Annotated in this window: 22 protein-coding genes, 1 pseudogene and 1 other annotated feature; of the genes and pseudogenes, 22 read left to right on the top strand and 1 reads right to left on the bottom strand. The window is 32.4% G+C overall.

Going from position 1 to position 17,361, the window contains the following annotated elements; genetic code table 11:
• Nucleotides 1-30 precede the first annotated feature (30 nt).
• Together FYJ50_RS05030 and FYJ50_RS05025 are read left to right on the top strand one after the other, a co-directional pair.
• Nucleotides 31-507, top strand: a complete 477-nt coding sequence (locus FYJ50_RS05030) for a hypothetical protein (RefSeq protein ID WP_154459997.1) — start codon at nt 31-33, stop codon at nt 505-507.
• Between the two features lie 37 nt (nt 508-544).
• Complete coding sequence (locus FYJ50_RS05025; RefSeq protein WP_154459996.1) at nt 545-1,399, top strand: DUF4236 domain-containing protein; 855 nt, start codon at nt 545-547, stop codon at nt 1,397-1,399.
• Here FYJ50_RS05025 and FYJ50_RS05020 read toward each other — a convergent pair whose 3' ends face one another.
• Nucleotides 1,400-1,717, bottom strand: a complete 318-nt coding sequence (locus tag FYJ50_RS05020; protein WP_154459995.1) for an acylphosphatase — start codon at nt 1,715-1,717, stop codon at nt 1,400-1,402.
• Between the two features lie 62 nt (nt 1,718-1,779).
• Here FYJ50_RS05020 and FYJ50_RS05015 point away from each other — a divergent pair, with 62 nt between their 5' ends.
• From FYJ50_RS05015 to hisA, 20 genes and pseudogenes are all read left to right on the top strand, one after another.
• Nucleotides 1,780-2,040 (top strand): DUF1292 domain-containing protein, encoded by a 261-nt coding sequence (locus FYJ50_RS05015; RefSeq protein ID WP_154459994.1) that lies wholly within the window; start codon nt 1,780-1,782, stop codon nt 2,038-2,040.
• Nucleotides 2,041-2,204: 164 nt separating this feature from the next.
• Complete coding sequence (locus tag FYJ50_RS05010) at nt 2,205-2,834, top strand: NUDIX hydrolase (RefSeq protein ID WP_154459993.1); 630 nt, start codon at nt 2,205-2,207, stop codon at nt 2,832-2,834.
• Complete coding sequence (locus tag FYJ50_RS05005) at nt 2,831-3,436, top strand: hypothetical protein (protein WP_154459992.1); 606 nt, start codon at nt 2,831-2,833, stop codon at nt 3,434-3,436. Before FYJ50_RS05010 ends, FYJ50_RS05005 begins: the two co-directional genes overlap by 4 nt.
• The gene (locus tag FYJ50_RS05000) at nt 3,411-3,926 is read left to right on the top strand and encodes a hypothetical protein (RefSeq protein WP_154459991.1); all 516 of its coding nucleotides are present in this window, start codon (nt 3,411-3,413) and stop codon (nt 3,924-3,926) included. The genes FYJ50_RS05005 and FYJ50_RS05000 overlap by 26 nt, the downstream gene beginning before the upstream one ends.
• Nucleotides 3,907-4,320 (top strand): hypothetical protein, encoded by a 414-nt coding sequence (locus tag FYJ50_RS04995; protein ID WP_154459990.1) that lies wholly within the window; start codon nt 3,907-3,909, stop codon nt 4,318-4,320. Before FYJ50_RS05000 ends, FYJ50_RS04995 begins: the two co-directional genes overlap by 20 nt.
• 7 nt (nt 4,321-4,327) lie before the next feature.
• Nucleotides 4,328-5,596, top strand: a complete 1,269-nt coding sequence (locus tag FYJ50_RS04990; protein ID WP_154459989.1) for an amidohydrolase family protein — start codon at nt 4,328-4,330, stop codon at nt 5,594-5,596.
• A gap of 125 nt (nt 5,597-5,721) precedes the next feature.
• On the top strand, nt 5,722-8,025 hold the full coding sequence (locus FYJ50_RS04985; RefSeq protein WP_154459988.1) for an InlB B-repeat-containing protein: 2,304 nt from the start codon (nt 5,722-5,724) through the stop codon (nt 8,023-8,025).
• 120 nt (nt 8,026-8,145) lie between these two features.
• On the top strand, nt 8,146-8,367 hold the full coding sequence (locus FYJ50_RS04980; protein WP_154459987.1) for a MupG family TIM beta-alpha barrel fold protein: 222 nt from the start codon (nt 8,146-8,148) through the stop codon (nt 8,365-8,367).
• Between the two features lie 10 nt (nt 8,368-8,377).
• Nucleotides 8,378-9,262: pseudogene (locus tag FYJ50_RS04975) on the top strand (glycosylasparaginase).
• Between the two features lie 7 nt (nt 9,263-9,269).
• Complete coding sequence (locus tag FYJ50_RS10735; protein WP_268891879.1) at nt 9,270-9,686, top strand: zinc-binding metallopeptidase family protein; 417 nt, start codon at nt 9,270-9,272, stop codon at nt 9,684-9,686.
• Complete coding sequence (locus FYJ50_RS10730) at nt 9,596-9,994, top strand: M20/M25/M40 family metallo-hydrolase (protein WP_338083000.1); 399 nt, start codon at nt 9,596-9,598, stop codon at nt 9,992-9,994. The genes FYJ50_RS10735 and FYJ50_RS10730 overlap by 91 nt, the downstream gene beginning before the upstream one ends.
• Nucleotides 9,995-10,039: 45 nt before the next feature.
• A complete protein-coding gene (locus FYJ50_RS10725; RefSeq protein ID WP_338082999.1) occupies nt 10,040-10,387 on the top strand; it encodes a M20/M25/M40 family metallo-hydrolase in 348 nt (115 codons plus the stop codon).
• Nucleotides 10,380-11,117, top strand: coding sequence for a copper homeostasis protein CutC (locus FYJ50_RS04965; RefSeq protein ID WP_338082997.1), 738 nt, complete (start codon nt 10,380-10,382; stop codon nt 11,115-11,117). Before FYJ50_RS10725 ends, FYJ50_RS04965 begins: the two co-directional genes overlap by 8 nt.
• A gap of 74 nt (nt 11,118-11,191) precedes the next feature.
• Nucleotides 11,192-11,395 (top strand) — a binding site (T-box leader).
• A 34-nt stretch (nt 11,396-11,429) separates the two neighbouring features.
• A complete protein-coding gene (gene hisZ, locus FYJ50_RS04960; RefSeq protein ID WP_154459986.1) occupies nt 11,430-12,533 on the top strand; it encodes an ATP phosphoribosyltransferase regulatory subunit in 1,104 nt (367 codons plus the stop codon).
• A complete protein-coding gene (hisG, locus tag FYJ50_RS04955) occupies nt 12,530-13,177 on the top strand; it encodes an ATP phosphoribosyltransferase (RefSeq protein ID WP_154459985.1) in 648 nt (215 codons plus the stop codon). The genes hisZ and hisG overlap by 4 nt, the downstream gene beginning before the upstream one ends.
• Nucleotides 13,158-14,450 (top strand): histidinol dehydrogenase, encoded by a 1,293-nt coding sequence (gene hisD / locus FYJ50_RS04950; RefSeq protein ID WP_154459984.1) that lies wholly within the window; start codon nt 13,158-13,160, stop codon nt 14,448-14,450. The genes hisG and hisD overlap by 20 nt, the downstream gene beginning before the upstream one ends.
• On the top strand, nt 14,437-15,459 hold the full coding sequence (locus FYJ50_RS04945) for a pyridoxal phosphate-dependent aminotransferase (protein WP_154459983.1): 1,023 nt from the start codon (nt 14,437-14,439) through the stop codon (nt 15,457-15,459). The genes hisD and FYJ50_RS04945 overlap by 14 nt, the downstream gene beginning before the upstream one ends.
• Nucleotides 15,456-16,037, top strand: coding sequence for an imidazoleglycerol-phosphate dehydratase HisB (gene hisB, locus FYJ50_RS04940; RefSeq protein WP_154459982.1), 582 nt, complete (start codon nt 15,456-15,458; stop codon nt 16,035-16,037). The genes FYJ50_RS04945 and hisB overlap by 4 nt, the downstream gene beginning before the upstream one ends.
• Nucleotides 16,034-16,645: an imidazole glycerol phosphate synthase subunit HisH gene (gene hisH / locus FYJ50_RS04935; RefSeq protein WP_154459981.1), complete on the top strand. Its 612-nt coding sequence runs from the start codon at nt 16,034-16,036 to the stop codon at nt 16,643-16,645. The genes hisB and hisH overlap by 4 nt, the downstream gene beginning before the upstream one ends.
• Nucleotides 16,642-17,361: a 1-(5-phosphoribosyl)-5-[(5-phosphoribosylamino)methylideneamino]imidazole-4-carboxamide isomerase gene (gene hisA / locus FYJ50_RS04930; RefSeq protein ID WP_154459980.1), complete on the top strand. Its 720-nt coding sequence runs from the start codon at nt 16,642-16,644 to the stop codon at nt 17,359-17,361. The genes hisH and hisA overlap by 4 nt, the downstream gene beginning before the upstream one ends.

Raw genomic sequence — 17,361 nt, 5'->3', positions numbered from 1 at the left:
TCGTGTATAATCTACAAAGAGGTAATAAATATGAAGATAAGTGGCGATATATGTATTGATTTTCGGGATAATTCTTTAGAAGAAATAAAAAGTATAAAGAATTTCTTTAAAGATAATAAAGAAGATTATCTTTGGATTAAAGAAGGAAATTTAAAAGATGATATTTTCTTATTTTCTCATTATTTATCTTTTACATCCGTTTCCGTTTATGAAGGAACTTTGGAAAGTGTAAAGAGTTTTTTAAACAAAATGGTTATAAAACATCCTTCTATTGGTTTTAAAGGTCTGGTTTTAGAAGAAAAAGATAATCTTTTAAAAGAATTAAAGATCCGGAAATATAAAAATGATAAGAATATAAAATTTAATGAGTTTGAAAAACAGAATCTGAATCTATGTGATTTGGATTGTACGGTCTTAAATTTATCTAAAGAAGGATATACACTGGAACAGATCGCAAATCAGCTAGAAATTAATGTACATTTTGTAGAGGAAATAATAAAGAATTGATGGTGAAAACCACTTTTTCTTTTTTAAAGGAGATTATATGGGATTACGTTTTCGTAAAACAGTTAAACTCTGTAAAGGAGTAAAATTAAATGTATCAAAATCTGGTCTCAGTGTCACAGTGGGTAAAAAAGGAGCCAGTGTAAACATTGGGAAAAATGGAGTGTATGGGAATTTAGGCATCCCAGGAACTGGGATTTCCTATCGTCAGAAATTACTGGATATGCCAGATAAATTAAAAGAAGAAGCTGTAGAGAGTGAACTGATCGATATTGTTTCTATGTCCTGTGATGTTTTAAATGAAACAGAGGTTCAGAAAGAATGGAATCGCCTTGAAAAAACATCCAGTCGTAAGGAAGAACAGCTGGAATTAAAAAAACTGGTATTGTCGTCTTTACTAAATAAAGAAAATTTAAATGAAGTGATGGAAGATTTTGTGGCTTCCATTCAGCTTCCATTTGAAATCAGTATAAATTATGATTTTTATAAAGAACAACATTGTTTATATGTAGATATGGATCTTCCAGAAATAGAAGATATACCAAAAGAATGTTTTACCCAGCAGGATGGAAAAATGAAGAAGAAAAAGAAAACCCAGACACAGATCAAAGAAGACTATATTCAGATTGTGTTTGGATTGGCTGTATTTGTATGTTCTTATTTCTTTAATATGTCTTTTGATATAGAACGAATCTTAATTTCTTCCTATACGCAAAGAAGAAATTCAGAAGGAGATTTAAAAGATGAATATATTTACTCCATTAAATTCTCCAGAAATGTTTTTGAAGAAACCGATCTGACAAAAGTAGATCCATATGAATTCTGTATGAATTTTGAAAATCGATGTCATATTCTTTCAAACAAAACAATGAAAGAAATTGTTCCATTTGATTAATTAATATTTGGCAACAAATCCAGATTCTTTCACAACAGGGATTTCCTTAAAATCATACGATTCGATTCGAATATATGTATCTTTATGCAATTGTTGTATCAATTGTTGAATTTTATCAACACATCCCTGAATCTGTAATATGACGGATCCATCCTTTTCATTACAGACCCATCCGGTTAAATGATATTGCAGGGCATATTGAGAACATACAAAGCGAAAACCAACGCCCTGGACTTTTCCATAGAAATGGAAACAGAATCGTTTATCTTCTGGATTTAATATGATTTGTTCTTGTTTTTTCTTTTTAAAAGGAAACATATGCATCACCCATTTCATTATAACAAATAAATATAAGTTTTATACAGTTACAGGAGGAATATATGAGTAGTGTACAGATTGATACCTATACGATCATAGATGGAACAGGAAAACCCATTGAAGTGGCTTTAATGGATGTTTTTGAAAAAGATGGCATTCAATATGCATCGGTTTCAGAAATCATAGAAGATGAAATACAGGATGATTTATATATTTATCGCTGTCAGAATGAAGGAATGGATATGACATTTGAAGAAATTAAAAGTGATGAAGAATTTAATGAAGTGGTGAAATATTATATGTCCTTTTACGGGTTTGATTAAATCAGTTCAAAATGGACTAGACAAAGTTTGACTAAAAAATAAGATATTAAAAAAAATATTGTATATTTTTTTTGGCACTTTTAGTGCTGGCCTGTGGAAGAGTTGGTTTGGTTCACCAACTCTTCTTTTTAGTGTATAATAGATAAGAAAAAGGACATATTATTATGAAAAAGCTCAATATCAAAGAAAATCAGATTGAAACCGTATTTCAATCCAAATTTATGAATGTATATGATATGCATTATAAAGAAAATTCTCATTATTATAATGCTTCCAGACGAATAAAAGAGAATCTGGTATGTTTAAAAAACACAGAAGAATTTCAGAATATGAGACCGGATGCGGTAAGCTGTGTTCTAATTCTGAATATGGAAGAACCAAAACTGGTATTGTGTCATGAATTCCGATATCCAACTGGACAGTTTTTATTAGGCGTTCCTGCAGGATTAATGGATGAAGAAGATTGTGATGTGATTGAAACAGCACAAAGGGAAATTAAAGAAGAATGTGGGATTCATGTAAAAAGAGAACAGATTTCAATTATCAATCCATTGTTGTTTTCAACTCCAGGAATGAGCGATGAATCCAATGCTTTAGTCTGTGTGAAAGTAGATTCTATACAGAATTTAAATGCGGATGGATGTGAAGGAAGTGAACTGTTTGATGGATATTCACTATTAACTATTGAAGATGCACTTCGTATTTTAAAAAATGGGAAAGATGACAATCATATTTTTTATTCGGTTTATACATGGGCGGCTCTAATGGTATTTGTATCGAAGATGTGGTTATGAAAAAAAATATAAATTCTTTTACTCTTACCATTATTGGTTTAAATGTATTAAGTGTTATTTCCTGTTTTTGTCTATTATGTATAGAAAATTTAAATGTTGAAACGATTTGTCGTATATTTTTTTTACTGTTTGCGGTTGTTGGTCTGTTATTGATATTTTATTTCTTTTATAAGAAACAGTATTTAGAGTGGAATCAATATGGATTTTCCATTGGAGTTCTGATTTTAATATTGGGTTGCATTGGATTTATAAAAAGTGAAATACTATGTGATATTTTTAATCTGTTTATTGGATTTCTTGTCTTATTGATTGGAATTTTTTCATTACAATGGGCTATACAATTAAAATTTTTAAGAAGCGTATTTTATTTTGTCCAATTTTTATTTGCTTGTATAATGATTGTATGTTCAATTCTGGTAATATTGGATATGGATCTGGTTTATTTCATTGATCAGTTTCCAGTATGGCTTTTACTGATCAGTTCATTATTTAATTTATTGTCGCTGACATGGTTATCCATCACAATTTTAAGATTTAAAAAGAAAAAAGATAACGAAAAGAAAGAGGGAGAAGAAGATGATCAGACAGGATCTAGTGATTAATCAGGAAGAAAGAGAAGCCTTCATTGAATTATTGATTGAATTAAACAATCGTTATAAGAAATCACAGAAGATTTATAAGATCGTTGCCTTTGTAGGTCTTTTGTTTGGAATCTTTTTCTTTTTCTGTGGTTCGATTGTGGTTCCTATTGTTTTTGTGTTTCATTTTATTTTCTTTTTCTATATGTCTAAAAAAGGACTGAAAAAGAAAATGGAAAAATCCATTCAGAAAGAATTTCCGGAAGATGGAACATTGATTCGTACTTATACCATCAGTGACGAAGGAATTTCTTTGCGTTCCCGATATGGTTTTGATTTATATCCATGGGATGTCATAATAAAGGCTGGAAAATATTATCATTACTATTATTTCTATAGAAGCGATGGGCAAGTGATGTTGATAGATCATAGAATGTTAGAGGATGCTCAAAAAGAGGAAGTCTTAACATATATTAAGAAAGTAGAGGATGCATATGGAACTAAACGAAAATAATGTATATCAATTATTTACACAATGTTTGCCAGATAAAAATACGGAAGACAAATATTTAGTTGGTGTTCAGTTAATGAAACAGGAAAATGGATTTACTCAGGTAGACAATCCGATTTATTTAGATAAATCAAAAGTAATGAGTCAAAAAGAAGAAATAGATTCTTTATTTGGACAATTGTATGTCGTTCATTTTTCAAAAGTCAATATAGTGGATGTTAACGATGTTTATTTAAAATATGATCATTCCTATTGGGCGAAACAGCCATCTTCTATCCTTCAGTTGTGTTATTTGGGAATTGTAACGGGAAATTGTCATCCATTGTACAACAATACAAAATATCAGAAAGTCGTTTTACCATTAAGAAAAGATATAAAGCCGTATAAAGAAATATGAGGTATTTATGAAGATAACATTTGCGCATTGTAACCTGTTAGATGGAAATGAAAATATGATTCTTCAGAAAAATGTAAATATTATTGTTGAAAATGAAAAAATTGTTTCGATTGATAAGGACAATTTAGAAGGAACCATTGTTGACTGTACTGGAAAATTTGTTTGTCCAGGTCTGATAAATATGCATGTTCATTTATCCAGTGATGGTTTATATAATCATAAAAATACCGACTCAAAAATTGCTCGACTTGTCAACAGCAACCCCATCGGAAGATATATTGGATTCCGTATCTGTCAAAGTTTTGCGTATAAAGAATTAATGTCAGGCGTTACTACGATTCGTTGCGTAGGTGGTTTATCCGATGTTGATTCACAGATTCGCGATAAAATCAAACAGGGAAAACTAATTGGACCTAGAATGTTAGTGGCCAATCGGGCTATTACCGTTGAAAATGGATATATGCACAATCAGGGACCTATGGAGATACACCAGCTGGATGATTGTAAAGAGGCTTTAAATAAGTTATTGAAGACAAAACCTGATTTTGTAAAAATTATGGTAACAGGGACTTCTACCAATAATCGTTTAAAAGATATTGAAATGCCGGCGGAACTGATTCGATATATCACAAATGTTTCGCATCGAAATCATTTGCCTGTTGCAGCTCACGTACAGACAAAAAGAGGGATTAAACTGGCTTTAGAAAATGGCGTCGATATTATTGAATATGGTTCTTATGCAGATGATGAAGAATTATTGTTGTATATCCGTAAAGGAGCAAAACTGATATCCATTTTATCCGGAATGATTCCTTATGCACATTTTGATAATACAACCACTTATATATCTGATTCAGTAAAAGAAAATGCAAAATATGTATTCAATGGAGTCATCGATAATGTGAAAAAAGCCATCGATCATCAGATACCGGTAGGAATTGGTAACGATGCAGGAAGACCTTTTATCTGTCATAGTGATTTTTACAGGGAACTGGTCTATTTTCAGAAATATATGAATGTTTCCAATGAATATACTTTATTTCTTGCGACCAAAAACAATGCCAAATTATTAAATATAGACAATCTTACAGGTACTGTAGAACCTGGAAAATATGCAGATTTTTTAATACTGGATGAAAATCCAGCAGAGGATCTAAAAGCTTTACGAAATATCAATACAGTTGTATTTAATGGAAGAGTCTTTAAAAATCCAACAATTAAAAGAGATTATATGAATGAAACATTATGGAAACTGTATGAAGATACAATAATTTAGCCGGAGATTTAAAAACCGGCTTTTAATATACAATTATAACAATATAAATGTAATAATTAACGTTTCCGTATTATGTGAAATATAAAATGTATTGTTTTATAATGAATAAAAGAAAGGAGCAACCTATGAAAAAGAATAATAAATTAATCGGAATTTTGATGAGCCTGTTTTTAGGATTTTCAACAATAGGATATCAAATTCCAGTTTACGCAAATGAACAATTAGAAACACAGGAGAATGAACAGAACAATAATATTTTAGAAAATCCAGAAGAAGAGAATGAAGAGGTTATAGAAGATCAGGAAGAAGACATAGAAGAGGATTCAAATTTATCAGATACAGAAGATTTAAATCAGAATGAAATCAGTCCCTATACATTGATTCCAGATACAGAAGATTCTATATCGGAACAAAAGGCTTATTTTTATATTTTAAAACCAGGAGAAACAGCGGGATCAAATAAAACACCGGATGAATTATGGTATGGGATTTCAAGTACTGGAAATGTGAATCTATCTGATCCATCTACCCAAACCATCAATACAAAATATCCAATTGGTTCTGTAACTGCTTATCCATCCAGTTATCCAACGATTACTGGTTTAGATGGAAAATCATATACTTACGATGCCAATGCTCAAACCATTCAAAGACCATACACCTATTACATTGTATGGGATTATGTGATTGTCGCTGATGGGGCCAATAGAGGATACAATCAACAAGGTGATTTTGTACCGAATGGAACCAAAACCTATCATGTGGATGGACATGCGGTTATGTTTTCAGAAACAAAAGTGCAGGTTTCATTTTATTACCAGCCAGTAAACCAGACGAATTTTGTACTGGCAAAAAATCCAGAATTGATGGATAAGAATACATTAAGATCTTCTATATCTCAACCATCGATGTCAAATATTTCTGGATATGTCTTTGATGGATGGTATTTAGATGAACAATTTACACAAAAAGTAAATTTTGATTCTACACAAATCACAACAAATGAAACTTATTATGGGCACTATGTTCCGGCTTCCATTAATTATTCTGTAAATTACTATTATGATGGAAATTTGTCTGAAACCATTTCATCCAGTGCAACGTATGGTTTAACTATTAATGAATACATAGATAAATGTAAGGATGGATATACTCTTGATCGAGTACAGGGTCTTCCATTGGCAATCGGTGTAGATGAATCGAAAAATGTGATCAATGTATATTACGCAAAAGATGAAAATAAAAATGGGATACCGGACAAATATGAAGTAACTATTACTTATAATGTGATCAATGGTACATTTGATGGAAAAGAAAGCATCGTTCAGACTTATGTGATTGCACAAAAAGACAATAATGGTAATTGGACTTCAATTGAAACAAAATTGTCTAATATTCCGAAACCAGAACCAAATACAGGTTATAAGGAAGGCAGCTGGGATATCACTCCAACGATTACAACAATTGTTAAAGAAAATACCACTTATACTTATACATGTATAAAAGATGATGCAGCGGTAAATACACTTTCTTATACAGTAAATCATATTCTAATGGATTCTATGGATGTCTTTAAAACAACTAAGGTTACGCAAAATGTATGGGTAAATGATCCACAAATTCTAACTGTAACAGGAGAAAGCATTCAACCTTTAACTATTAAAGGGTATAAATACGATTCCATTTCTGCCAATGGAAAAGCAGAAACAATAAATAACCAGGGAGTTATTTCATTGTATTATAGTAAAGATGATTCACAGACAAAAGATTTATCTTATACAGTGGAATATTATAAAGATGGAGTATTAAGCGATACCGATACAGTTACAGAATCTGTCTGGGTGTTATCAAAGTCTAATACATTAACCGTAGATAAGAATTCTATAAATACGACGAATAAATATAACGGATATGCTTTCGATTATACAGATCCATCTGTAATACCAGATACAATTAAAAATGAAGGAATTATAAAAGTATATTATGAAAAAGATGTTCATAGTACGATTCCAGGTAATCCTGAACAATCCGATGGCATTCCAGACAAATACCAGGTACGTGTGAATTTTAAAGCGGTAAATGGAATTGTATCTTTTGATTATACTTATGTGACTTTATATGATGAAAATGGAAACTGGTCACAAAGTGGAGTGGGTCATTTAAATCAGGCTCAGATTCCTTCTTCAAAAGCGGATAAAGGATACAAAGATGGAAAATGGGATGTACTTCCAACAGTGGATTTAAATATCACAAAAGAAGAAACATTTACGATCACATATCAAAAAGAGGAAATTAATAAAAATAAGACAGAAAATAAAACAAATAAAAAACAGGTAAATACGTCAACCATCACAAATTCATCCAGATATGGATTTATGATGCTGATCAGTATTGTTTCCATTGTATGCTTACTGAAAAAAAGAAAATAGAAAATATTAGCCTGAATTGATTTTCAGGCTTTTATTATAGTTTCCTAATGTCAGGAAACCGTCTAATTATTTTGTACTAATTTTCAGATTATAATCGAGATATAGAAATGAGGTTATAATATGCACAGATTAGGCATTTCCGTTTATCCGGAACATTCTACTTTTGAAAAAGATTCAGCTTACATGGAATTGGCTTCAAAGTATGGATATTCTAGAATTTTTACTTGTTTATTGTCAGTCAAAAAGCCAAAAGAAGAAATTGTGAAAGAGTTTAAACAATTTGTTTCAAAAGCACATGAACTTGGTTTTATTGTTGCAGCCGATACAGCTCTTTTATTTTAAAGGAGGATATATGTACGGAATCATCGCAACATGGAGAATGGCACTGGAAGGAATTACAGAGGCAGATGCCATGCTGAAAGAGAAAGAAAATGCTAAGGATGCAATTGAAACAGCGATAAAAGCTGTAGAAGATTTTGAATTTTATAAAAGTGTAGGCTATGGTGGTTTACCCAATGAAGATATGGAAGTGGAACTGGATGCAGCCTTTATGGATGGAGACACGTTAGATGTAGGGTGTGTAGGAGCCATTAAAGATTTTGCCAATCCGGTATCCATCGCAAGAAAACTGTCTACTTATCCAGTAAATAACTTTTTGGTTGGACAAGGGGCCGAAAAGTTTGCTCATTGACATGGATTTGAAAGAAAAAATATGCTGACAGAACGAGCTAAGATCCATTATCATAATCGCGTAGTGGAAACCAGTTAAAATCGTGAATTAAAGCCTTATTCTGGACACGATACAGTTGGTATGGTCTGTCTGAATTCTTTTGGATCTATGACAAGTGCTACCAGCACAAGTGGTTTGTTTATGAAACATCCTGGAAGAGTGGGAGATTCCCCAGTATCCGGATCTGGTTTTTATGTGGATTCAAAAGTAGGAGGTGCCAGTGCAACTGGTTTGGGTGAAAAAGCTGTTAAAGACTTTGATACAGAATTAAGACAAAGAAGAGGAAAAGCTGGAGATATGTCATTGATTGCTATGAATAATAAAGGAGAATGGGGATGTGCAACGAATATTGAAGGGTTTTCCTTTGCGGTTTGTACAGAAAAAGAGAAGCCCACTGTCTATTTAGTAAAATTTGATGAAAAAGGAAAACAGTATTTTGAACCTGCATCAAAAGAATGGATGGATCATTATATGGCTAGCCGAACGGCTCCATTAATTCGAAAGTAGTGTATTTATGGAAGAAATTGTTTTACAGAAAATAGATGAAATAGCCAATGAAATGATTGATGGAATCAAATCTATCACAAAAATAAAAAGTGTTCTAACAGAAAGTTCTTTAACCTATCCCTTTGGAAAAGATATTGATGATTGTTTAAATGCGACATTGTCATTGGCAAGAAGTCTTGGATTTGAAACAGAAAATGTAGATCATATGGTTGGAATCGCAAAATATGGAAAAGGGGATGACTACATTGGAATTATGGGCCATCTGGATGTATTTGAAACTGGAGAAGGCTGGACCACGATCCCTTTTCCTGTTATGAAGACGAAAAGGGAAGAATCTATGCTCGAGGCATACTGGATAATAAAGGTCCTATTCTGGCAAATTTATATACATTATATGCTATTAAAGAATGTGGCATTTCGTTGAAACACCCTATTTATATTCTATTTGGAACCAATGAAGAGACTGGATTCCAGGATCTTCACCATTATTTAAAAGTTAGAAAACCACCAATTATGGGTTGGACTCCAGATTGTAAATATCCAGTTGTGTATGTAGAAAGAGGAAGGGCAGTTTATCAAATATATTGTGAAAAACAATATTCAAATGAATTCAATGAATTTGTGAATAAATATATTTTATCCAGCAATGAATATGCTGATAAGCTGGAATTGGATATAGACGATTTAGAATTTGGAAAAATGCAGTTAAAAAATAAGAAATGTAAAATATAGGATCGGGAACTTTGTTTTGAATTCACTTTAAGTTATCCAGCTTCAATCACAAATGAAGAAATAAAACAACACATCTTAAATAAATGTAAAAAACCACTGCAGGTAAGATGCATTCAGAATTATGATCCAGTACGATTTGATAAAAAAGGGTTTTTATGTCAAACTTTAAAAGAGACTTATGAAAAGGTAACTGGATTGGATGGAACTCCAGTTACGACAACAGGGGGAACGTATGCCAAATGTATGCCAAACATTGTTCCATTTGGGCCAAGCTTTCCAGGACAAAAAGGAATTGGACACAATCCCAATGAATGGATGGATCGTAAAGATTTGATTTTAAATGCGAAAATATATGCATTAAGTATATTGAGAGTAGGTGGAATTTGTGATTGAAATATGTGCCGGATCGTATCAGGATTGTATAACCGCTTATAAAGGTGGAGCACAAAGAGTTGAATTAAACAGTGCATTAAGTGTTGGAGGATTGACTCCTTCTATAGCTACTTTAAAACGGGTAAAAAAAGAGACCTGTCTGAAAGTAATCTGTATGGTGCGTATACGTGCCGCTGGATTCTGTTATGATAAAGAAGATATAGAACTGATGTTAGAACAGGCAAAGCTTTTATTGGAAAATGGAGCCGATGGAATTGCTTTTGGTTTTTTAAATGAAGATGGAACCATTTATGAAAAGGCAACTAGACAAATGATCAATCTGATTCATTCTTATCACAAAGAAGCGGTTTTTCATAGAGCCTTTGATATCACTAAAGATCCTTATCAGGCCATTGAAACATTAATTAATTTAAAATGCGATCGTATTCTGACAAGCGGACAAAAATCAAAAGCTATGCAGGGGATGGAACTGATCAAAGATCTGCAGGAAAAATATGGCCAACAGATCGAAATTCTGGCAGGTTCTGGAATGAATCATAAGAATATTCAGGAAATGAAAAATTATACAAAAATTAAACAGGTTCATTCTTCCTGTAAAGGATATCGCATTGATCCTACAACTTCCAATGATTCTGTTTCTTATAGTTATATAGACAATACCAACCAGTATGATGTAGTTGAATTGGATCTGGTTGAAAAACTGGTAAGAGAAGATTTAAAATCTGAATAGACTGTTCATTTTCTAAATACATTTGTATACTTTTGTTTGACAATTTTTTAAAAATCGATATAATACAAAATATATCAAATGCAAAGAAAAGAAATAGTAAAATAAGGATGTTTAATAGAGACTTCTTGGCTGGTGGAAAAGAAGAAACAAATTATTTGAACACATCTTGGAGCAGTATAAATGAACTAGAGTAGTTTATAACGTGATCCCGCGTTAGAGGTTTGAGGTGTTTTACACAAAATAAGGTGGTACCACGTAAGTTAACTTTCGTCCTTTGGATGAAAGTTTTTTTTGTTTATACAGGAGGAATATATGGAACAGATACAAATACCTGAAGGAATGAGAGATTTAATATTAGACCAGTGTCGTAAAAAAAGGTGGCTTCAATCTAAAATAGAATCGATTTTTGATTCATATGGATATCAGGAAGTTATGAGTCCAACCATTGAATTTTATTCAACTTATTCAAATGCCTATCAGAATATCATTGAAGAAGATAAATATAAATTTTTTGATCAGAATGGAAGAATATTAACTTTAAGAAGCGATATGACCGTACCCATTGCTCGAGTCTGTGCAACAAAATTTAAAGACATCAAACCTCCTTATCGGTTTCGATATACATCCAATGTGTTTAAAGTTCGCCAGAAATTCAGAGGAAAACAAAGTGAAGTAACCGATTGTGGAATTGAATGCATTGGCTTAAAAAATAGCGACCTGGAAGTATTGTTGTGTGCCATTGATGTAATGGAAAGCCTGCAATGTTCCTATACACTTGAAATTGGCAATGTAAATTTCTTTAAAAAAGCCAGTTCTTATTTCAATCTGTCTTCTCAAAAATTAAGCGATCTGATCAATTCTAAAAGTATGGTGGAATTAAAAGAATTCTTAATCGAAAGTAAAGTGGATAAAAAAGCTTATGATTTCTTTATGAAACTTCCATTTTTATCAGGGGATGCTTCCATATTAGATGAAGCCTATGATTTAAGTTTTAATGATGAAATTAGAGAAGTCATTCTTTATTTAAAAGAATTGAATCATATGTTAGAGAAAATGGGTGTCCATCATCATATTACCTATGACTTAGGAAAAGTTCCTCATTATAAATATTATACAGGAATCATCTTTGAAGGATATGTAGCAGGGGTGGGAACATCGGTTTTAAATGGAGGAAGATACGATCATTTACTGGAAAAATTTACCGATGAATATCCGGCTTGTGGATTTTCTGTAAAACTGGATTATTTGCTGGATGTGATTCAGTTGGAATCACAGACAAAAATGGTGATTTATTATCCTGCATCCAAACAGATTGAAGCTTATATGAAAGCTCGTGAATTAAGAAATGAGTATTCCTGTGTAGAATGTAAAGAATACGACCAGGATGAAATAATAATTAAGGAGGAAATACGATGAGTTTATCCATAGCTTTGACAAAAGGCCGACTTGAAAAACAGACAGTAGGAATGTTAGAAGAGTGTGGTTATGGTATTGAAAGCCTGAAAAATAAAGGAAGAGCGCTGGTATTTCCAGATTCTGTTTATGATATTCAATATTTTTTAGTAAAATCCAATGACTGTATAACTTATGTGGAACATGGAGTTGCCGATATTGGAGTCGTTGGAAAAGACACTTTACTGGAAGGTGGAAAAGACTATTATGAAATGCTGGATCTTGAAATTGGAAAATGTAAATTCATTGTAGCCTCTTTACCAGAAATTCATTTATTTTCAAAAGTTGGACATATTAAAATTGGAACCAAATATCCAGAAGTTGCCAAAAACTATTTTCTGAAAAAAGGAATGGATGTTGAAATTATTAAAATTGATGGATCGGTCGAACTGGCGCCTATTTTAGGTTTATGCGATGGAATTGTAGATATTATGGAAACAGGAACGACCTTGAAAGAAAATGGTCTGGTGGTACTGGATACGGTATGTGATATCAGTGCTCGTGTGATTGTGAATAAAGCCAGTTATAAATTAAAAAAAGAAGAAGTTATGAAAGTGATTTCCGATTTAGAAAGTATGGTGAAGAAAAATGCTTTGTCAGATCAATAAAAAAGATACAAAAGAATTAATGAATTATTTGAATTCAAGAAATCAGGAAATTTCCAGTGATATCCTGATTCGTGCATCCAAAATTATTGAAGATGTTCGAATGAATGGAGATGAAGCCTGTAAAAAATATACAAAACAGTTTGATGGAATCGATATAGATTCTTTTAAAGTAACACAAGAAGAAATTGATCAGGCGATATTAAAATGCGATCCGCTTTTTTGTGAAAGCATGAAAAAAGCCAAAGACAATATCGTTTATTTTCATCAGGCACAAAAACAGAACAGTTATCTTCTTCAGAAAGAAAAAGGAATTTATTTAGGACAAAGAGTTCTACCTCTAGAATCCGTTGGAATCTATGTTCCAGGCGGAAGAGCACAATATCCAAGTTCTGTTTTAATGAATGCCATTCCAGCTCATGTTGCCGGTGTCAAACGAATTGTAATGGTAACACCTCCTTCAAAAGAGGGCTCCATTCATCCCAATATTGCCTATGCGGCTAAACTGGCTGGAGTCACTGAAATTTATAAGATCGGTGGAGCTCAGGCTATAGCGGCTTTAGCCTATGGTACTAAGAGCATTCCGGGTGTGGATAAAATTGTAGGACCTGGGAACATTTATGTGGCAGCCAGCAAAAAATTGGTTTATGGAAAAGTGGATATTGATATGATCGCTGGACCAAGTGAAATCTTGGTAATTGCCGATGACAAAGCCAATCCAGAATATTTAGCAGCCGATCTGTTATCACAGGCAGAACACGATCCGATGGCCAGCAGCATTTTATTGTGTCTATCAGAAGATTTATTGAATCAGGTCAATCTTGAATTAAAGAAACAAAGTGACGTACTGCCGAAAAAAGAAATCATTGAACAGTCTTTACAAAATTATGGAAAAGCCATTGTTTGTGATTCAATAGAAGAATGCATTGAAATCAGTAATGCGATTGCACCAGAACACTTAGAACTGATGACAGAAGATCCTATGCGCTATCTGTCAAAAATAATCAATGCTGGATCGGTATTTATGGGATATTACACTTGTGAAAGCATTGGAGATTATTTTGGAGGAACCAATCATGTTCTTCCAACCAGTGGTACCGCTCGTTTTTCTTCTGCTTTAGGTGTGGATAGCTTTATTAAAAAATCAAGCTATCTGTATTATACAAAAGAAGCTATTGAATCTTATGGAAAATATATCGTATCAATGGCAAAACAGGAAAATCTGGATGCCCATGCCAATGCAGCGAAAGTGAGAATGAATCATGAAACAGATTGAATCATATACGGCTCATAAACAGGATGGCATTTTATTGAATGCCAATGAAGTCAGTGACAATATCAATGAAGCTTTAAAAAAAGATATTAAAGCTTTGATCGATACCATTGATTTCAATCGTTATCCGGATAACGATTGTTTAGAATTAAGAAAAGCCTATGGGAAATACATTCAATTTGATGAAAATAAGATTTTATGTGGTAATGGATCCGACCAGATGTTAGATCTGATTATGAGTTATTACTTATCCAGCGGAAAAACACTTTATACTTTAAGTCCAGATTTTGGAATGTATGATTATTATGCATCCAGATACGATGCAAAGATATTAAAATTTCCGTGTGAAAAAGATGGATCGTTTGATGTGGATCAATTTATTAAAATGGGCAAGAAAAATCATGTTGATTTTATTATCTTTTCCAATCCAAACAATCCTACAGGTCATTATCTGAAAAATGAAGACATGTTAAAAATTGTAGAAGCTTTTAAAGATATTCCTTTTGTCGATGATGAAGCGTATATTGAATTTGCACAGGAAAGTATGCTTCCTTATATTAACCAGTATGAACATTTTTATATCACTCGAACTTTATCAAAAGTATTTGGTTTAGCTTCCATTCGTACAGGATTCTTAATTGGAAATCAGAAAAACATTGAAACATTATCTAAAATTAAAGTGCCATATTCTTTAAATACTTTATCTCAGAAAATTGCGGTTCATGCTCTAAATTATATAGAAGATGCCTTAAAAAGAGTAAAACCAATCTGTTGTGATCGAGATGAATTGTTGAAACAGAAATTTAAGGGAATTGAATTGATACCTTCTCATGCAAATTTTATACTGGTATACAGTTCAAATATATCTTTATTAAAACAGTTGTTTGAAGACAGCCATATTGTCATACGTACCTATCCAGATAAAGATTATGTACGTATTACCATTGGAAATAAAGAAGAAAATCAGAAAGTATTTGAAGTTTTAAAACAGTTTGAAAAGGAGATTCTATGAGAAAAGCTGAAATCAGAAGAGAAACAAAAGAAACATCTATTTATTGTCAAATGAATTTAGATGGAAATGGAATTCATGAAATCAATACAGGAATTGGATTTTTTGATCATATGTTAAGTTTATTTTCATTTCATTCTCATATTGACCTGAAATTAATCGCAAAAGGAGATTTAGATGTATGTGATCATCATACCATTGAAGATTGTGGAATCGTTTTAGGAAATGCTTTCAAACAGGCTTTACAGGATAAGAAAGGGATTGCCCGATATGGATTCTTTTCAATGCCAATGGATGAAACATTATGTCAGGTTACACTGGATATTTCAGGAAGACCTTATCTGGTTTTTCATGCACAGTTTGAAAGAGAAAACATAGGGAATTATTCCTGTGAAATGACTGAAGAATTTTTTAGAGCTTTTGCGATGGCTTGTGGTATGACCCTTCATATTAATGTGATGTATGGAAAAAACGATCATCATAAAATAGAAGCAATCTTTAAAGCGTTTGGACGTTCCTGTAAACAGGCAATCCGAATTGAATCCGACCGGATCGAAAGTTCAAAGGGAGTGATTGAATGATTGGGATCATCGATTATGGAATGGGGAATTTAAGAAGCGTTGAAAATGCCCTGCATAAATTAAAAGTGGATTGTGTTATCACCAGTCAGAAGGAAGTATTGGATCAATGCCAGAAATGGATCTTACCAGGAGTTGGAGCTTTTCCAGATTGTATCTCTAATTTAAAAAAAATGGATTTATTTGATTATATTAAAGATAGTGTAAACAATGGAAAACCATTATTAGGAATCTGTTTAGGAATGCAGGCTTTATTTGAATACAGTACGGAAATGGAATATTGTCAGGGATTTGGCTTTATTAAAGGAAATATTCAATTGATGGAAGATTTAAATGTAAGAATTCCACATATTGGATGGAATCAGCTGGAAAAAAATCAGGATCATGACATATATTCTATTTTAGGACATGAACCTTATGTCTATTTTGTTCATTCTTACTATGCACAAGATTATGAGGATAAAGATTTGATTGGATATTCCGTCTATGGGGACTTAAAAATATGTGGACTTGTGCAGCATAAAAATGTATTGGGATGTCAGTTTCATCCTGAAAAAAGTGCAGAAGATGGATTGAAAATACTTAAATATTTTGTGGAGGACTTTGTATGATAATTATTCCGGCAATAGATATCATTGAAAAAAAACCGGTACGATTGTACCAGGGAGACTACAGTAAAAAAGAAGAAGTGGGGCATTCGGTACTGGAAATTGCTCAGGCTTTTGAATCACAGGGAGCAAAATGGATCCATTGTGTGGATCTGGATGGAGCAAAATCAGGTAAAAAAGAAAATGCGAAACTGATTTGTCAGGTCTCAAAACAGGTTTCAATTCCTATTGAAGTAGGAGGTGGAATTCGAAACATGGAAGATATTTCCTTTTATTTAGATAATGGAATTTCACGTATTATTTTAGGAACCGCAGCTATAGAAAATGAAAATCTGTTAAAGGAAGCCATTCAAAAATACAAAGATAAAATTGCAGTAGGCATTGATTGTAAAGATGGAATGGTTTGTGTAAATGGATGGCTGGAGAATAGTCATATACATTATATTGATTTTGCCAGAAAAATGGAATCGTTGGGGGTATCCACTTTGATTTTTACTGATATTTCAAAAGATGGCACATTGCAGGGTCCAAACTTAGAAATGTTGAAAGAATTAAAAGAAAATGTGAACTGTAACATAATCGCATCTGGTGGCATCAAAGATCTATCTCATATACAATCATTAAAAGAATTGGATTTATATGGAGCCATTACTGGGAAAGCGATGTATACAAAATCATTGGATCTTAAAGATGCATTAAAGCTGTGTAAGGAGGGATAA

It is taken from the genome of Floccifex porci (assembly GCF_009696175.1).
GTDB lineage: Bacteria > Bacillota_I > Bacilli_A > Erysipelotrichales > Erysipelotrichaceae > Floccifex > Floccifex porci.
This window is presented reverse-complemented; position numbering and strand designations above follow the sequence as displayed.